At 44.1% G+C, this 15,163-nt stretch carries 16 protein-coding genes and 1 pseudogene; 7 read left to right on the forward strand and 10 right to left on the reverse strand.

What is annotated here, in order from left to right; genetic code table 11:
- Positions 1-5: 5 nt before the first annotated feature.
- A complete protein-coding gene (locus LQZ07_RS08160; protein ID WP_016403662.1) occupies positions 6-1,532 on the reverse strand; it encodes an HD domain-containing phosphohydrolase in 1,527 nt (508 codons plus the stop codon).
- A 131-nt stretch (positions 1,533-1,663) separates the two neighbouring features.
- Entirely contained in the window at positions 1,664-4,135 is a 2,472-nt protein-coding gene (gene fadE / locus LQZ07_RS08165; protein ID WP_152779721.1) for an acyl-CoA dehydrogenase FadE, read from the reverse strand.
- A gap of 214 nt (positions 4,136-4,349) precedes the next feature.
- Between fadE and lpcA the strand changes: the two genes are divergently transcribed.
- Complete coding sequence (lpcA, locus tag LQZ07_RS08170) at positions 4,350-4,925, forward strand: D-sedoheptulose 7-phosphate isomerase (RefSeq protein WP_152779719.1); 576 nt, start codon at positions 4,350-4,352, stop codon at positions 4,923-4,925.
- 37 nt (positions 4,926-4,962) lie between these two features.
- Complete coding sequence (locus LQZ07_RS08175) at positions 4,963-5,727, forward strand: class II glutamine amidotransferase (protein WP_152779717.1); 765 nt, start codon at positions 4,963-4,965, stop codon at positions 5,725-5,727.
- Between the two features lie 68 nt (positions 5,728-5,795).
- Here the strand turns inward: LQZ07_RS08175 and purN are convergent, their stop codons facing one another.
- Positions 5,796-6,437, reverse strand: coding sequence for a phosphoribosylglycinamide formyltransferase (purN, locus tag LQZ07_RS08180; RefSeq protein ID WP_152779715.1), 642 nt, complete (start codon positions 6,435-6,437; stop codon positions 5,796-5,798).
- A gap of 8 nt (positions 6,438-6,445) precedes the next feature.
- Positions 6,446-7,486 carry a phosphoribosylformylglycinamidine cyclo-ligase gene (gene purM / locus LQZ07_RS08185; RefSeq protein WP_249483594.1) on the reverse strand — a complete coding sequence of 347 codons (1,041 nt, stop codon included), beginning with the start codon at positions 7,484-7,486 and terminating at the stop codon, positions 6,446-6,448.
- Between the two features lie 173 nt (positions 7,487-7,659).
- Here purM and upp point away from each other — a divergent pair, with 173 nt between their 5' ends.
- The 3 genes from upp to hda all read left to right on the forward strand — a co-directional run bounded on the left by upp (position 7,660) and on the right by hda (position 10,095).
- Positions 7,660-8,286 carry a uracil phosphoribosyltransferase gene (upp, locus tag LQZ07_RS08190; protein WP_016403656.1) on the forward strand — a complete coding sequence of 209 codons (627 nt, stop codon included), beginning with the start codon at positions 7,660-7,662 and terminating at the stop codon, positions 8,284-8,286.
- Between the two features lie 38 nt (positions 8,287-8,324).
- Positions 8,325-9,320, forward strand: coding sequence for a DUF2066 domain-containing protein (locus LQZ07_RS08195; protein WP_016403655.1), 996 nt, complete (start codon positions 8,325-8,327; stop codon positions 9,318-9,320).
- A 70-nt stretch (positions 9,321-9,390) separates the two neighbouring features.
- Complete coding sequence (hda, locus tag LQZ07_RS08200; protein ID WP_016403654.1) at positions 9,391-10,095, forward strand: DnaA inactivator Hda; 705 nt, start codon at positions 9,391-9,393, stop codon at positions 10,093-10,095.
- Here hda and LQZ07_RS08205 read toward each other — a convergent pair.
- From LQZ07_RS08205 to LQZ07_RS08215, 3 genes are read right to left on the reverse strand one after another with little or no spacing between them, the layout of a single operon-like run.
- Positions 10,092-10,487 (reverse strand): DUF2069 domain-containing protein, encoded by a 396-nt coding sequence (locus tag LQZ07_RS08205; RefSeq protein WP_152779711.1) that lies wholly within the window; start codon positions 10,485-10,487, stop codon positions 10,092-10,094. The genes hda and LQZ07_RS08205 overlap by 4 nt on opposite strands.
- The gene (gene arsC / locus LQZ07_RS08210; RefSeq protein WP_152779709.1) at positions 10,480-10,830 is read right to left on the reverse strand and encodes an arsenate reductase (glutaredoxin); all 351 of its coding nucleotides are present in this window, start codon (positions 10,828-10,830) and stop codon (positions 10,480-10,482) included. The genes LQZ07_RS08205 and arsC overlap by 8 nt, the downstream gene beginning before the upstream one ends.
- Before the next feature lie 19 nt (positions 10,831-10,849).
- A complete protein-coding gene (locus tag LQZ07_RS08215; protein WP_016403651.1) occupies positions 10,850-12,289 on the reverse strand; it encodes a M48 family metalloprotease in 1,440 nt (479 codons plus the stop codon).
- Between the two features lie 129 nt (positions 12,290-12,418).
- Between LQZ07_RS08215 and LQZ07_RS24665 the strand changes: the two genes are divergently transcribed.
- Both LQZ07_RS24665 and LQZ07_RS08220 read left to right on the forward strand, forming a co-directional pair.
- Positions 12,419-12,646, forward strand: coding sequence for a sulfurtransferase TusA family protein (locus LQZ07_RS24665; protein WP_016403650.1), 228 nt, complete (start codon positions 12,419-12,421; stop codon positions 12,644-12,646).
- Between the two features lie 10 nt (positions 12,647-12,656).
- Positions 12,657-13,745, forward strand: coding sequence for an AI-2E family transporter (locus LQZ07_RS08220; protein ID WP_152779707.1), 1,089 nt, complete (start codon positions 12,657-12,659; stop codon positions 13,743-13,745).
- Here the strand turns inward: LQZ07_RS08220 and LQZ07_RS08225 are convergent.
- From LQZ07_RS08225 to LQZ07_RS08235, 3 genes and pseudogenes are all read right to left on the reverse strand, one after another.
- Positions 13,746-13,877: pseudogene (locus LQZ07_RS08225) on the reverse strand (thioredoxin-dependent thiol peroxidase); the annotation flags it as partial. It lies immediately after the preceding gene.
- A gap of 437 nt (positions 13,878-14,314) precedes the next feature.
- Entirely contained in the window at positions 14,315-14,596 is a 282-nt protein-coding gene (locus LQZ07_RS08230; RefSeq protein WP_152779704.1) for a hypothetical protein, read from the reverse strand.
- 87 nt (positions 14,597-14,683) lie between these two features.
- The gene (locus LQZ07_RS08235) at positions 14,684-15,127 is read right to left on the reverse strand and encodes a hypothetical protein (protein ID WP_152779702.1); all 444 of its coding nucleotides are present in this window, start codon (positions 15,125-15,127) and stop codon (positions 14,684-14,686) included.
- Positions 15,128-15,163 lie beyond the last annotated feature (36 nt).

Genomic DNA, 15,163 nt, shown 5'->3' on the forward strand with positions numbered 1-15,163 from the left:
TAGGCTTAGTCTTGATACTTATCTCTAATTTTTACAAATCGCGCAAAGTTGTTGAGCAGCGCATCCACAAGCTGCGGATCAAACTGTTTACCGCGTTGTTGTTCTAAATACTCAATAATCTCTTGGTCATTCCAGGCATTTTTATAACAGCGTATGCTTCCTAGGGCATCAAACACGTCAGCAATGGCGGTTAAACGCCCGCTAATTGGGATCTCTTCACCTTTTAAGCCTCTTGGATAACCACTACCATCCCATTTCTCATGGTGCGAGCCAGCGATTTCTGAAGCAAGTTGCATTACTTCAATATTTGAGTCTTTAAGCATGTTTTCGCCAATGGCCGCATGGGTTTGCATTACTTCCCATTCCTCGGGGGTAAGCTTGCCCGGTTTGTGCAATATTGCATCGGGAATGGCCACTTTGCCTACATCATGTAAGGGGGATGCCAGCTTTAACTGTTCAACTTTCATGGCTGGTAAATCAAGTAACTCGGCGAGTAAAGCAGTAAAAAGGGCAACTCGGCGAACGTGCATGCCCGATTCTTTTGAGCGAGTTTCAACTATTTCCCCGAGGCGATACAGTACTTCTTTTTGGTTGGTGCTAATCACTTCGTTAAGCCGAATGTTTTCTAAAGCAACCACGATGTTTTCACTAAGCAAGTTAATGAAATGCTGATCTGCTTGGTTAAACGGCGTATTCCTAGTGATATAAAACAATAAATTGTAAGCGCTGTTTTCACAGTAAATCGCCAAGGCATTATCTTGGAAAACATTGGTTTTTTGATCTATTGCTTGGCTGAATATTTGCTGCTGATTACTGGGGAATTCTGATAAATGTTGATGCGCTTTACTAGGGCGTTGTTGCCCTTGGTAAGCTAATAGCTGCAGTTGAGTAGAGTTAACTTTATAAGCATATTGTTCTACTTGATAGATACAGCTGTCTTCTAAATTTAGTATTACAGCCAGTTGTTCTAAGGCGCCTTCTACAAAAGTAAACAAGGCATTTTTTTCGAATATGCCGCGCGAGGCCTTAACGACTTTTTCTAGGCCCAGTTTATGTTTCTCAAGCGAACAAATATCTCGGTAAGAGCGCAAGCTTGCTCTAATAAGGGTACGTAGTTTTTGAGAGGTGAGCTCGGTTTTGTCTTTGTAGTCGTTAATGTCGTAGTTTTCTACCACTTCATCTTCGGGAGCTTGCCCGGGCTGCCCAGTGCGTAAAACGATTCGAACGCTTTGGTTGTCCAGATCTTGGCGAATATGACGAACTAAACATAAGCCTGCATCGTCGGTTTCCATAACAACATCTAATAGGATTAAGGCGATGTCGTTGTGTTCGGCCAATATAAGTTTGGCTTCTTGGGCTGAGTTGGCATGTAGAAACAATATCGATTTGTTGTCAAAAACAAACTGTGACAACGTCATGCTAGTGATGTGGTGAACTTCCGGCTCATCGTCAACAACCAATAGTTTCCATTGATCCTGTTGCTCTTGAGTTTCGGTGGCTGTGTCATCTAGTAAAAAGATGTCGTCGCTCATTCGCTATCCATTGCTTATGTTTTTCTTTTAGTTAAGTGTATTTTAGACTCAAATTCAATGCCTTGCTTCTGATACTGATAAAAAAAGCGAGCTATTGTTGCTCGCTTATTTTTGATTGATGAATTTTTGTATTAAGCGACGGAGTCTAAATCAGCTGCGCTTGTTTTGGCTAGGTTAGGGCGATTCTCTAACTGCTCATGGTCAAAGTCATCTACGTTAATTGCAGCCAACCTGCCTTGCTCTGTTCGGCGCATTAAGGCGGCTTCTTCAGCGTTAATTACACCAAGTTTTATACCTTCGTCGGCAAGTTTATCTAGCTGGGTGAAGGGGCGTTTTTCGCCTAGTGCTTTGCATACTTTGTCGTATAGCGCTTCGCAAGCCAGTACATCTTCTAAAGTTTGCTCTAACTCACCATAAACATTGCCTTCTACTCGGCTATCAAAGCGGCCCTGTCCTACGCGATTACGGGTTTCACTTGGCTCTTGTAGAATACGTGCAAGTTTATGGTCTAACACATCACTGGGTGCATGGAAGGGCTTACCTAGCGGGAACATCACTAAGCGCATTGCTTTACCTACCCATTTATTCGGGAAGTTAAGTAGTAACTCATCTAAGGCATTCTGTAATTGAAACAGAGAGTCTTGCATGCTCCAGTGCAGCAAAGGCAAATCTTCTTGTTTGCGGCCGTCATCGCCAAAACGTTTTAAAGTGGCCGAGCACAAGTAAAGCTGGCTCAACATGTCGCCTAGGCGAGCTGATACGCGTTCTTTACGTTTTAAGTTACCGCCTAGTGTTCCCATAGCAACATCAGACAACAGCGCTAAATTGCTACTAAAACGAGTTAGTTGTTTGTAGTAGGTAGCTGTTTGGTCGGAGTAGGGAGTGCTAATTAAACTGTTGCTAGTTAGGCCAAACCAAAAACTGCGAACAAAGTTGCTGGTGGCAAAACCTAGGTGGCTAAATAGCGCTTTATCAAACTGTTGTAAGCCTTGGTTAAAATCGGGGTGTTGAGTAGCTTCCATTTCTGCAAGCACGTATGGATGACAACGAATGGCGCCTTGCCCGTAAATAATCATGCTACGAGTTAGAATGTTTGCGCCTTCAACGGTAATGGCAATTGGTGCACCTTGATACGAGCGAGCCAAAAAGTTTTTAGGACCTAAGCAAATCCCTTTACCGCCGACAACATCCATTGCATCAATGCTAGCACGCTGGCCTCGGTGGGTTAGGTGGTATTTTACTATGGCAGAAATCACCGATGGTTTTTCGCCAAGGTCGATGGCGGTTACGGTTAAGTCAGAAGCCGCTCCCATCATATAGGCGTTACCTGCTAGTCTAGCTAAAGGCTCTTCCACACCTTCCATTTTACCAATGGGTAATTTGAATTGGCGACGGATACGGGCGTAAGCACCAGTAGCTAAAGCCGCATTTTTAATGCCACCCGTTGCACTGGAAGGAAGGGTGATTCCGCGGCCAACCGACAAACATTCCACAAGCATGCGCCAACCTTGGCCCGCCATTTCTTTACCACCAATGATAAAGCCGATAGGCACAAATAGGTCGTTAGCGCGGGTAGGGCCGTTCATGAAGGGAACGTTAAGTGGGAAGTGACGACGACCTACTTCAACCCCTTCAATGTCGGTTGGAATAAGTGCGCAGGTAATGCCAAGCTCTTCTTGCTCGCCAATTAGTTTGTCGGGATCTGATAATTTGAATGCTAGGCCTAAAATAGTGGCCACTGGCGCTAAGGTGATATAGCGTTTATTCCAAGTAATTCGCATACCTAGTACTTGCTCACCTTGCCATTCACCCATACAAACCACACCTGCATCAGGAATAGACCCGGCATCAGAGCCGGCTTCAGGGCTGGTTAAGGCAAAACATGGAATTTCTTTACCCTCAGCTAAGCGAGGAAGGTAGTGGTCTTGTTGTTCTTTTGTTCCGTAGTGTTGCAATAATTCACCTGGGCCAAGCGAGTTAGGCACACCTACCGTGCTAGATAGTACTGCTGAAATACTGGCGAGTTTTTGTAGCACACAAGATTGCGCGTAGGCAGAGAACTCTAGGCCACCGTATTTCTTTTTGATGATCATGGCGAAGAATTTATGCTCTTTCAAAAAGTCCCAGATTTCTTCGGGTAAGTCTGCTAATTCATGGGTTATTTCCCAGTCTTTAGTCATTGCACATACTTGCTCAACCGGACCTTCTAAAAAGGCTTGTTCTTCTGCACTTAGGCGTGGCGCCGGGTAGCTATGAAGCTTTTTCCAGTCAGGCGCTCCGCGAAATAGCTCGCCTTCCCACCATGTGGTACCTGCCTCGATGGCTTCTTTTTCGGTACGCGACATTTCGGGCATGATTTTTTTGAAGGTTTTGAACAGCGGTTTAGAGATCAGTTGCTGACGCAAAGGCTTAAAATTCAACCCACCAACAATTAACAAATAGGCTAGCCAGAACAGCTCGCTAAATGGCGAGACAAAACTGTAAGCAGCCAGCGAGGCGGTTATCACTAGGCTAAATGCCAGTAACGACGCTCTAAAATAAGCGAGCCCGCCCATTAATAATAGGCCACCAATGGCAGCAAAAAGGGGTAAGTAACTTTGCATCAATCTCTCCTTGGACTTATAAGAGGTCTGACCTCTTTGGGTATTTGTAACGCAGCGGTTAACAAACTTCAAGTCTTTTACAAAATATCAACATAAGTTTAGTTGTATTTTTTAGTTAACAAATTGAGATATGCGCTGAATAGAACGCTGATCCTTACTAAAAAAAAAGTTATAGTGTGCAGCTAATAAGCCTTGCCCAGATAAGGGAACCTAGATGAAAAATTTGATAGTTGAAGAGTTACAAGAAGCAGTAACTGTTCTAAATGCTTTTATTGCCGATGAGAAAAACATTGACGCGATCGAACAAGCGGCTCGTTTGTTAGCCGACAGTTTTAAGCAACAAGGCAAAGTATTATCTTGTGGTAATGGTGGTTCTCATTGTGATGCCATGCATTTTGCCGAAGAGTTAACCGGCCGCTATCGTGAAAACCGCCCTGCTTACCCTGCTATTGCTATCTCTGATCCTAGCCACTTATCTTGCGTGAGCAATGATTATGGCTACGAGTATGTATTCTCGCGCTATATTGAAGGTTTAGGTCAAGCTGGTGATGTTCTCTTTGGCATTAGTACTAGTGGTAACTCAGGTAATATCATCAAGGCGATAGAAGCGGCTAAAGCCAAAGGCATGAAAGTGATTATTTTGTCTGGCAAAGATGGTGGCAAAATGGCTGGCCAAGCGGATGTAGAGATTAGAGTTCCGCACTTTGGTTTTGCTGACCGCATTCAAGAAATCCACATTAAAGTGATTCATATTTTGATTCAGTTAATCGAGAAATACATGGCCGAGTAAGCCTATTATTTCCGTAATGTAAGTAGCGAGTAGTTGTATGTGTGAGTTACTAGGAATGAGTGCCAATGTTCCTACCGATATTTGCTTTTCCTTTACCGGCTTGGTTCAGCGCGGCGGCGTTACTGGACCGCATGTAGACGGCTGGGGTATTACTTTTTATGAAGGTAAGGGCTGTCGCAGTTTTAAAGATCCTGCACCAAGTTGTAAGTCTAAAATTGCAGAGTTGGTTCAGGCTTTCCCGATTAAAAGTCAGGCAGTAGTAGGACATATTCGCCAAGCTAACCGCGGGTGTGTCTCTCTAGAGAACACCCATCCTTTTACCCGTGAGTTATGGGGACAAAACTGGACCTATGCTCACAATGGGCAACTAAAAGGATACAAGCAGCTTGATACTGGCTTCTTTAGGCCAATTGGCGCAACCGATAGCGAGCGTGCTTTTTGTTGGATCCTCGAACAGCTACGTATTAAGTACCCACGTAAACCCGCTAACATGAAAGCCATGTTTAAATTTGTGGCGAGCTTAGCCGATCAGCTGCGTGCAAAAGGCGTATTTAATATGCTGCTGAGCAATGGCGAGTTTGTGATGGCTTATTGTTCAACAAATTTACATTGGATTACTCGCCGTGCTCCTTTCGGAGAGGCTCAGCTGGCCGATGCCGATGTTACTATCGACTTTTATAAAGAAACTACGCCAAATGATGTAGTGACAATGATTGCAACTCAGCCTTTAACCAATAACGAACAATGGCAAAAAATTGCTAGCGGCGCTTATGTATTGTTTAAAGACGGTGAAGTGCAATAAAGCTTATTAAGCCAACAAAGCTTTAAGCGAAAACAAATGGAAAAAAAAAGCGCCTTTAGGCGCTTTTTTTATGAGTTAGCGTAACCGCTACTCGGGAGTATATTGTCGTCGAGTAGGGCGCTGTCATTTTCCATACTCAAGCGTCCTTCTACAAACCAATTAACGACCAATGGGTATATGGCATGTTCTTGCACTTGTACCCTTGCTGCTAGTGTTTCAGCATCATCATCGCTAAACACGGGAACTTTGGCCTGCAAAATTACCGGGCCTCCGTCTAATTCGGGTGTGACGAAGTGAATGCTGCAACCGTGTTCTTGGTCTTGGGCATCAATGGCGCGCTGATGGGTATTTAAACCTTGGTACTTCGGTAGCAAAGAGGGATGAATGTTTAGCATCTTGCCGCTAAAACGTTCCACAAATGCTTGGCTAAGAATACGCATGAAGCCAGCCATCACTATTAAGTCAGCATTATGCTGCTCAATCACCTCGGCCAAGGCCATGTCATAGCTTTCGCGGTCGCTATACTCTTTAGGGTTTACAACTACCGTGTTAATGGCTGCCTGCTTAGCGCGCTCAAGGCCATAAGCGTCGGCCTTGTTACTTACTACAGCAGAAATAGAGGCGTTGATACGCCCCTCTTTACAGGCATCAATAATGGCTTGCAGGTTAGTCCCTGAACCTGAAATCAATACAACAATGTTGCGTGCCATTACTTACCCTATTTAAATTCTACTTGGCCTTCGCCTTCAGCTACATCTTCAATGTGGCCTATTTTCCAAGCATTTTCGCCGTGTTCTGCTAGTAAGGCTAGAGCAGCGTCTACTTCTGCTTCTGGCAGAGCGATAACCATGCCTACACCACAGTTGAAGGTGCGGTACATTTCTTCACGAGCAACGTTGCCATTCTCTTGCAACCAGTTGAATGCTTCTGGCCATTGCCAGCTATTTTCATCAACCACAGCTTTTGCGCCAGCTGGTAATACGCGAGGAATGTTCTCCCAGAAACCACCACCAGTGATATGTGATAAAGCATGTACTTCACATTGCTTAAGCAGTGCAAGCACAGACTTAACGTAGATTTTTGTTGGGGTTAATAGGGTTTCACCTAGCGTGCTATCACCTAAAACTTGTTTAGGGTCGGCATTAGATACCTCTAGGATCTTGCGAATTAGCGAGTAACCGTTTGAGTGAGGGCCACTTGACGCTAAAGCGATTAACGCGTCACCGCTTGCTACTTTAGTGCCGTCGATAATTTCTGACTTTTCAACAACACCCACACAGAAACCAGCGATGTCGTAGTCGTCGCCATGGTACATACCAGGCATTTCTGCAGTTTCACCACCAATTAAGGCACAGCCAGACTGCTCACAACCTTGACCAATCCCTTTAACTACGTCTGCTGCAGTATCAACTTCAAGCTTACCAGTTGCGTAGTAGTCTAAGAAAAATAGCGGTTCAGCACCTTGTACAATAAGGTCGTTTACACACATTGCTACCAAGTCGATACCAACGGTGTCGTGTTTTTCCAAATCTAACGCTAAGCGTAATTTAGTACCTACACCATCGGTGCCAGCAACTAATACAGGCTCTTTGTAACCAGTTGGCAATTGACACAATGCACCAAAGCCTCCTAGTCCACCCATTACTTCTGGGCGCTGGGTACGTTTACTAACACTTTTGATACGTTCTACTAATGCATTACCAGCTTCGATATCAACGCCAGCATCTTTATAACTCAGAGGGGTGTTTTGTTTGGTCACGGGATTACCTTGCAACGAACATGGAAAAAAATTTCGCGATATTTTAGCAGTGTTAGCTGTCCGGTAACAGTAATAAACGATAACTAAGACATTTTGTTGATATTTGCTAACATATCTCCATTGAGCCTGATTTAAACTAGCGGCTCACAATTCGGTAAATCAAAGGAATAGAGATGAAAGTTGTTGAAGTAAAGCATCCTTTAGTTCGTCATAAAATTGGCTTAATGCGCGAAGCAGACATTAGCACAAAGCGTTTTCGTGAATTAGCGCGTGAAGTATCTGCATTACTTACCTACGAAGCGACAGCCAACTTAGAAATTGAAGAAGTGACTATTGCCGGTTGGAATGGCCCCGTAAAGGTTGAACAAATTAAAGGTAAAAAGGCTACGGTTGTGCCTATTTTACGTGCAGGCCTTGGTATGATGGATGGTGTGTTAGAGCATATGCCGTCAGCAAAAACCAGTGTGGTTGGGATTTATCGCGATGAAGAAACTCTAGAGCCGGTTCCATACTTTCATAAGCTAGTGAGCCAAATTGATGAGCGTTTAGCTCTAGTCGTAGACCCTATGCTAGCTACTGGTGGCTCAATGATTGCCACCATCGACCTGCTTAAAGAGCAAGGCTGTAAAGACATTGTAGTATTGGTATTAGTTGCAGCTCCCGAAGGTTTAAAGGCTTTGGAGGCTGCACACCCCGATTTGGTCTTGTATACTGCGTCAATTGATGAAAAGCTAAATGAGCAAGGCTACATCCTTCCTGGTTTGGGTGATGCCGGCGATAAGATTTTTGGTACTAAATAGTACGCAAAAATAGTTAATTGAATCTCTAGGAGAGCGCAGTGATTAGAAAGTGGTTGTTGGTACTTAGTTTGGCAGTTGTGATGTTGCCGGTTCAAGCCTCGCTGCAAGAGGAACTTTACCGAGTTGAAGCACAAGCCACTGGCGATACCCAACAAGATCAGCAACAAGCTTTTGAGTTATTGGTACTGCGCTTAACTGGGGAGCAAGCTAGCAATGCTAACCCATTAGTTGCTAAAGCAAGAGCCAATATTAATCCGTATATTCAACAGTTTGCTTATCGTGACGATGCGATTTCGGTGCTGTTTAACGAAGCAAAAGTAAATCAACTGTTGATGCAAGCTCAATTGCGTTTATGGGGAAAGCAACGTCCAGACATCGTATTGTGGTATGCCAACGAGCAGAATTTTAATCGAGAATTGTTAGCCGATAGTGCTCAACAAGATTGGTTAGAGGCTGGCCGCCAACAGGCGCAGCTACTAGGTTTGCCTGTTCGCCTCCCTGTTATGGATTTAGAAGATAGCATGGCGGTAAGTGTAAATGATGTATGGGGTGGTTTTGATGGCCCGTTGTATGCAGCTAGCGAGCGTTACTCTGTGCCACTTATCTTGAGCTTTCGCCAATATCCACAAGGTCAAAATTGGCAGATCCAATGGCGATTGTTAGACAGTGCAAGCCAAGTTCAACTTGATAGCGGCCAAGTACAAGCACCACTAGCAGACGTTAGCGCAGCCGCTATGAGTGCGGTAAGTGCCAGTTTGGCCGAGCGTTATGGCGTGATACTAGGTGAGAATGCTGATGAAGCGATGCTAGTAAGTTTTGCTAACATAACCAGCATGAACAAATATGTTGAGCTGGAACGCTTTCTTAACCAGCAACCTAGTGTGGCAAGAGTGACCTTACATAATGTAAAACAAGATACCTTTACTTTTGAGGTGCAACTGCTTAGCCCTTGGGAAGACCTTAAATCTTCACTTGATATCGCTCCGCGCTTGCAAGCGGATGAAACGCGAACAAAGTACTACTATTACCAGTAGCAAAAATTTTTCATCTTAATAACGAGCTGGTACAATGCCTCTAGACTTGTATCAGCTTTGATTTATCACTTTGAGTTTTTCCCCGCAATTATCACTTCCTGTACTGCTACCTGACGATGAAACCTTGGTAAGTTTTTACCCGGGCGATAATCAACAGTTACTAAGTGCACTGCGCAATCTTGCTTTAGATAAAGGCGAGAGGATGCTTTATTTGTGGGGCAGTGAGGGTTCGGGTAGAACCCATTTGTTGCATGCCAGCTGCACCGAAATGGCTGATGTGGGCGCGGCAAGTGCTTACTTACCGCTAGAAATGCACGCAGCGATGTCTCCTAAAATGCTTGAGGGTCTCGAGAGCATGGCCTTAGTGTGTTTAGACAATATTGATGCGATAGTGGGCATTTCGGCCTGGGAAGAAGCGATTTTTGATTTTTATAATCGCCGTAAAGAATTAGCGTCTACCACCCGTTTAATTGTTACCGCCAATGCGCCAGCTCCTCAGTTGTCTTTTGCCTTGGCTGACTTACAGTCTCGCTTAAATTGGGGTGTAACCTATAAGCTGCATGAGCTAGATGATGAGCAAAAGCTAAGTGCTTTGCAATTACGCGCAGAACTACGTGGTTTGAAAATGCCGTTAGAAGTTGCCAGATTTTTGTTGAAACGATTATCTCGTGATATGCCTACTTTGTTGAACAAGCTTGATCTGCTCGACCAAGCTTCAATCACTGCTCAACGTAAGCTAACCGTTCCCTTTGTTAAAGAGATCTTAGAGCTTTAGTCTTTAGGTTTATCTTTTAGCTTCTTTAAACCTATCCCCAGTTCTTTACCGCGAAACTTCGCGTACTGTAATCCAAACCAAAACGCACTGAGTACTAATACTAATTCTACTGCCGCTAACCAGCGCTCGGTGTCGGATACTACTATCAGCGTGGTGCTGTGAAGCACGTATAACAGCAGCACAAAACAACTCCACGCATAGGTATAAGGTTTACCGGCCAAAATGCCTTTTAGTGGAAACAGCAATGGCACGACCCAAAAGGTCAACATTAAACCTAGGCTAATATCAACCGGTGGCGATAGCCATAAATGCCATAACAGCACCCAAGCCAGAAGCGCCAAGTAACTACTTTTGGCAATTAGCAATAGTTGAGATGTGCTTAGCTTAGACAATCTCTAACACCTGCTCTGGTGGTCGGCCAATGCGTGCTTTATCTTGATTAATCACAATTGGGCGCTCAATCAGTTTAGGGTTTGCGTGCATAGCGGCTACCAGTTGAGCAGGAGTGAGCGATGCATCAGCTAAATTCAATTCTTTGTAGAGCGCCTCTTTAGTGCGCATTAACTGGCGAGGCTCAAGTTGCATCATGTCGAGCATCTTGCTGATATCCTCTTCGCTTGGCGGAGTTTCTAGATAAAGCACGATTTCTGGTTCGATGCCTTTTTCTTGAAGAAGCTGCAAAGTTTGGCGACTTTTAGAGCAGCGCGGGTTATGAAGGATCTTAATAGTAGACATGCTTATTCCTTGTATACATCTAGTTGAGCGACTCGAGCTCTTGCTCAGCAGCTTTAAATTGTTCAATTCTAGCTTGGATGCGAGCTTGCTCAAGATTGTTTTCTGTTAGGTTGTAGGCGCTATGTAGTTCGTCAATGGCGCGGCGATAATCCGAATGCAATGAAAGGTACTCGGCTCGCGCAGTATGGCTAGCAGCCATATTTTTGAGGCGTCGTTGGCTGCGGCTAAGTTCTCCCCAGGCCAGAGCGTCGTTGGGGCGCTCGCGTAGGTAACGATCAAGCAGTTTAGCACCTTCTTCAAATTGGCCATTTTCGCTAAATGCGTGTGCCAAGTTGAGCACAATTACTTGGTTATTGGGGTAACGAGTCTGCGCCACTTGCAAACGTTTAATTGCAGGTTGGTAGTTTTTCATTGCTAAATCGATGTCAGTTTGGGTATCGATTACAAAAAGGTTGTCGGGATGGCGCGTGGCAAGACCATCAACGATTGTTTTCGACTCTTTGTATTTACCCATACCAAACAGTGCTAAGGCTTTACCATAGAGGGCTGCATCTTCAATCCGGTATTCTTTGCGCTTGATTACTCGGTTGTAGTGCTCTAAAGCTTCGGAAGGAGAAAGGGTGCCATGACGCACAATAATCCGTGATTTGGCAAACTGGAACGAAAGGGAAGGCGCAACGTAACGATTAGGGTATTGATTTGCCCGAGCGCGCGCTTCACTAACCCGCGTTTCAGGCAATGGGTGAGTGATTAGCATTTGTGGAGGTTTGCTAGCGTAACGGTATTTCTCGGACAGTTTGCCAAAAAAGTTACCCATTCCTATTGGGTCATAACCAGCATTGGCCAAGGTGCGAAGGCCAATTCGGTCTGCTTCAAATTCGTTGGCACGGGTGTAGTTAATTGAGTTTTGCACACCTGCCGCCATGGTAGCTTGTAACGCTGCGATACCTGCAACCGGGTTGGCGATGCCTAGCAACAAAGAACCTAGCATACCTGCCATGGACAGGTTTTGTGCTGCCGCTTGGTTTTCAATGCTTCGAGCAATATGACGTTGAGTAACGTGAGCAATTTCGTGAGCAATTACAGAAGCGAATTCACTTTCTGTATCGGCGTATAAAAATAAGCCAGTATGAATTTTTACGTAGCCACCGAGAAACGCCGCAGCATTAATTTCATTATCGGTCACTAAAAAAAAGTTAAAGGGAGTCCGCACTAAATCAGCTTTGGCAACCAGGTGGTTGCCAAGCTCGGTGACATATTCAGATAACACTGGGTCATTGGTCATACGGCTACTAGCGCGAATAATTCGCATATAGGCATTACCGTATATAATTTCTTTGTCGATGGATAAAGCCGACGCACCGGCGGTACCTATTTCAGGTAATTGATTATTGGCAGACATAAGAGGGGCGTAGCCAAACAGCAGGCCTGCTAAAACAAAATGTGCGAAACGCGTCATTGAAATCCGATAACTTTCCATTTGTATCGCGAGAATACCCCGATTTTGTTTGTTATTCAAAAGCTATAAATTGAGTCCTGATCAATAGCCTGTAATAATGTCATGGTTATTTTATGGTAATTATTACAAATGCTTTGCCTCGATTTACAAAAACACAACTGTCCTTACCCATTATTGGAAAGTAAGCTTTGGCTAAAACAAGCTAAAGTAGGTGATCAAATTCAGTTGCTGTTAGGGGACAGCGGATCACGTAGTGATATCCCCAAGTACTTTCGCCGATTAGGGCATGGCGTAAGTATAGAGCAAGGCGCCCGTGGTTTTTGCGTCACCATAACTGTCCACCCGCTAAAGGATTAAAGCTGTAACTATGTTTAAAGTCTTATCAAATTGGTACCGCCGCATGTTTTCTGATCCGGAAGCGGTGGCTATGGCTCTTGTGTTGGTTATTGGTTTTGTGCTGCTGTATTTCTTTGGCAATTTACTCGCACCATTACTTATTGCTTTAGTACTTGCTTACTTGTTGGATTGGCCAGTGAGCTTTTTAGCCAATCATGGGTTTCGCCGGGGCTTCGCCAGCGCCTTAGTGCTACTTATATTTTTCCTGATTGCCACATTTACGGTATTACGTATTTTACCAACCGTGTGGGGGCAGGGGATGAACTTACTCAGTGAATACCCGGTGATGCTCAATAGCACTCAGCAATGGCTTGAGTCCCTGCCACAACAATACCCGGAGTTTATCGACGGTGCCTTAGTAGAAAGTGTGGTGGACAATGTTAGAACCCGCTTAATGGGCGTGGGAGAGCAATTGTTGCAGTCTTCACTTTCGTCAATTATCAACTTAGCCACGGTACTGGTGTATAGCGTGTTGGTGCCGTTGATGGTGTTCTTTATGCTAAGTGACAAACAAGTGTTACTGAATAGCGTATCGCGCTTTTTGCCTAACGATCGCCGCTTGCTAACTCAAGTATGGTCAGAAATGAATGGCCAAGTAATTAATTATATTCGTGGCAAAGCGATTGAAATACTGCTCGTGGGCGGTGCTAGCTATATTGTGTTCGCGATTATGGATCTGCGTTACTCGGCGTTACTTGGCGTGTTAGTGGGTTTGTCGGTACTTATTCCCTTTATTGGTGCTTTTGCAGTAACCCTACCGGTTGCTATGGTTGGCTTATTCCAGTGGGGGTTAAGCCCTCAATTTGGTTACCTTATTCTGGCTTACGGCATAATACAGGTGATTGATGGTAACGTATTGGTGCCCATTTTGTTCTCAGAAGCGGTTAACCTTCACCCCTTGGCAATTATTGTCGCCGTGTTGGTGTTTGGCGGTTTGTGGGGATTCTGGGGAGTATTCTTTGCAATTCCACTAGCCACTTTGGTGAAAGCGGTAATGAATGCCTGGCCGCACCATATAGAAAAGGTTGAGGACAGCGAGCCCTCAACCTCTGCTGAATAGTTATTGGTTTAAGTAATCGAGCACTACTTGGTGGTGCTCTTTAGTTTTAAACTTATTAAACACATGCTCAATTTGGCCTTGCTCGTCGATTAAAAAGCTAATTCGGTGAATACCATCGTATTCTTTACCCATAAGAGTGTACCCTTGGGAATTTTTTCAGACTCAATTTTTGACAATTTCTAACAAACTCTATCTTTAACAGTTAGTTAGGTTAATAATTTCTCTTTTTGAACCTCAATTATAGCAGTTGTCATAATTTTTTGTAAATCGGGCTGATTTTGACGCTTTCCAAGCGCAAACTTGTCATAAAAACTAAGGCGTTGCTATTAGGGTGAAGTTGATAGCTATTGCGATGGGATCGCTTGGTGATCACATATACACTTGTCTCCCAACTCACTTTTGGACAAAAGCGTGTTTGGGAGATGACTTATTCAATGGTGTTTCGGATTAGCGAAAGTATGGAACAGTTGGTGTTAACGCCCAAATCATGGGCGAAAACAGGACGATCTACGCTGCGCGAAGCGCAAAGCCGTGCACTGTTTGTAGTCCCTTGAATTTGTTTGTTAGACCTATTGAGCAGAAACCTCCGGCTCAGGCACATAATCAGCGACCTCAACACCGAGGTATTCTGATAACTCACGTTGAATGCGGTGATACTCATTTACACTCACTATGACATATTCAAATTTTTCAGAGCTCTCAACGTGCTCCTTAAAACCTTCTTCTCTTACTACCGAGTAAGTATATGAACCTGCAACAAAGATATGGAAACGATCTTCGAAGGTAGTGATTTCAATGACACTCGCCATATTCAAAATGGATTGTTCTGTAAGCTTTAATCCCGGTTTCATTTGAACCTCCTTTTTATTGAACCTAAGTGATATGAGGCCAGTTAATGAGAATTGCAAGCTTCTCAACAGCGAGGCCTAACTCCCATATTAAGTCTTCTGATACTTGAGGGTGGTAGAAAATTTGAAAATTTCATTATTGCCTACTCCCTCATTTTCAAACTCAATATGTAGTTCACCCTCTGCATTAAAGTTACCCGCTTCCAATCTAGAGAGTGCTAGTTTTTTGACAACGACCGAATTGTGAGCACAACCTACATATACTGAACCTTCAGCATCTTCATTAGAATTTTCTGCAATGTTTAGACCGTCAAGTTCCTCTGGTTTATCAAGCCCGAGTGCATACCAGTCCAATACAATTTCAGTTTCAAGCGGTTGTTCATCGTATTCAAAACCAGATTCAAATGGCTTAAGGGGAATCGTAAATCGATGAAAAAGAGTATTTATTAGACCAATGCTCTCATTTTCAAACCAATAGCTTTCTATGATTCCTTCTAGTGCTTCAGTCTTATCTTGTAAATTTATAGTTGTCATAGATCCCTCTAGACTTAACGAATGACATGGACTCCC

It is taken from the genome of Agarivorans sp. B2Z047, assembly GCF_023373605.1.
Lineage (GTDB): Bacteria > Pseudomonadota > Gammaproteobacteria > Enterobacterales > Celerinatantimonadaceae > Agarivorans > Agarivorans albus.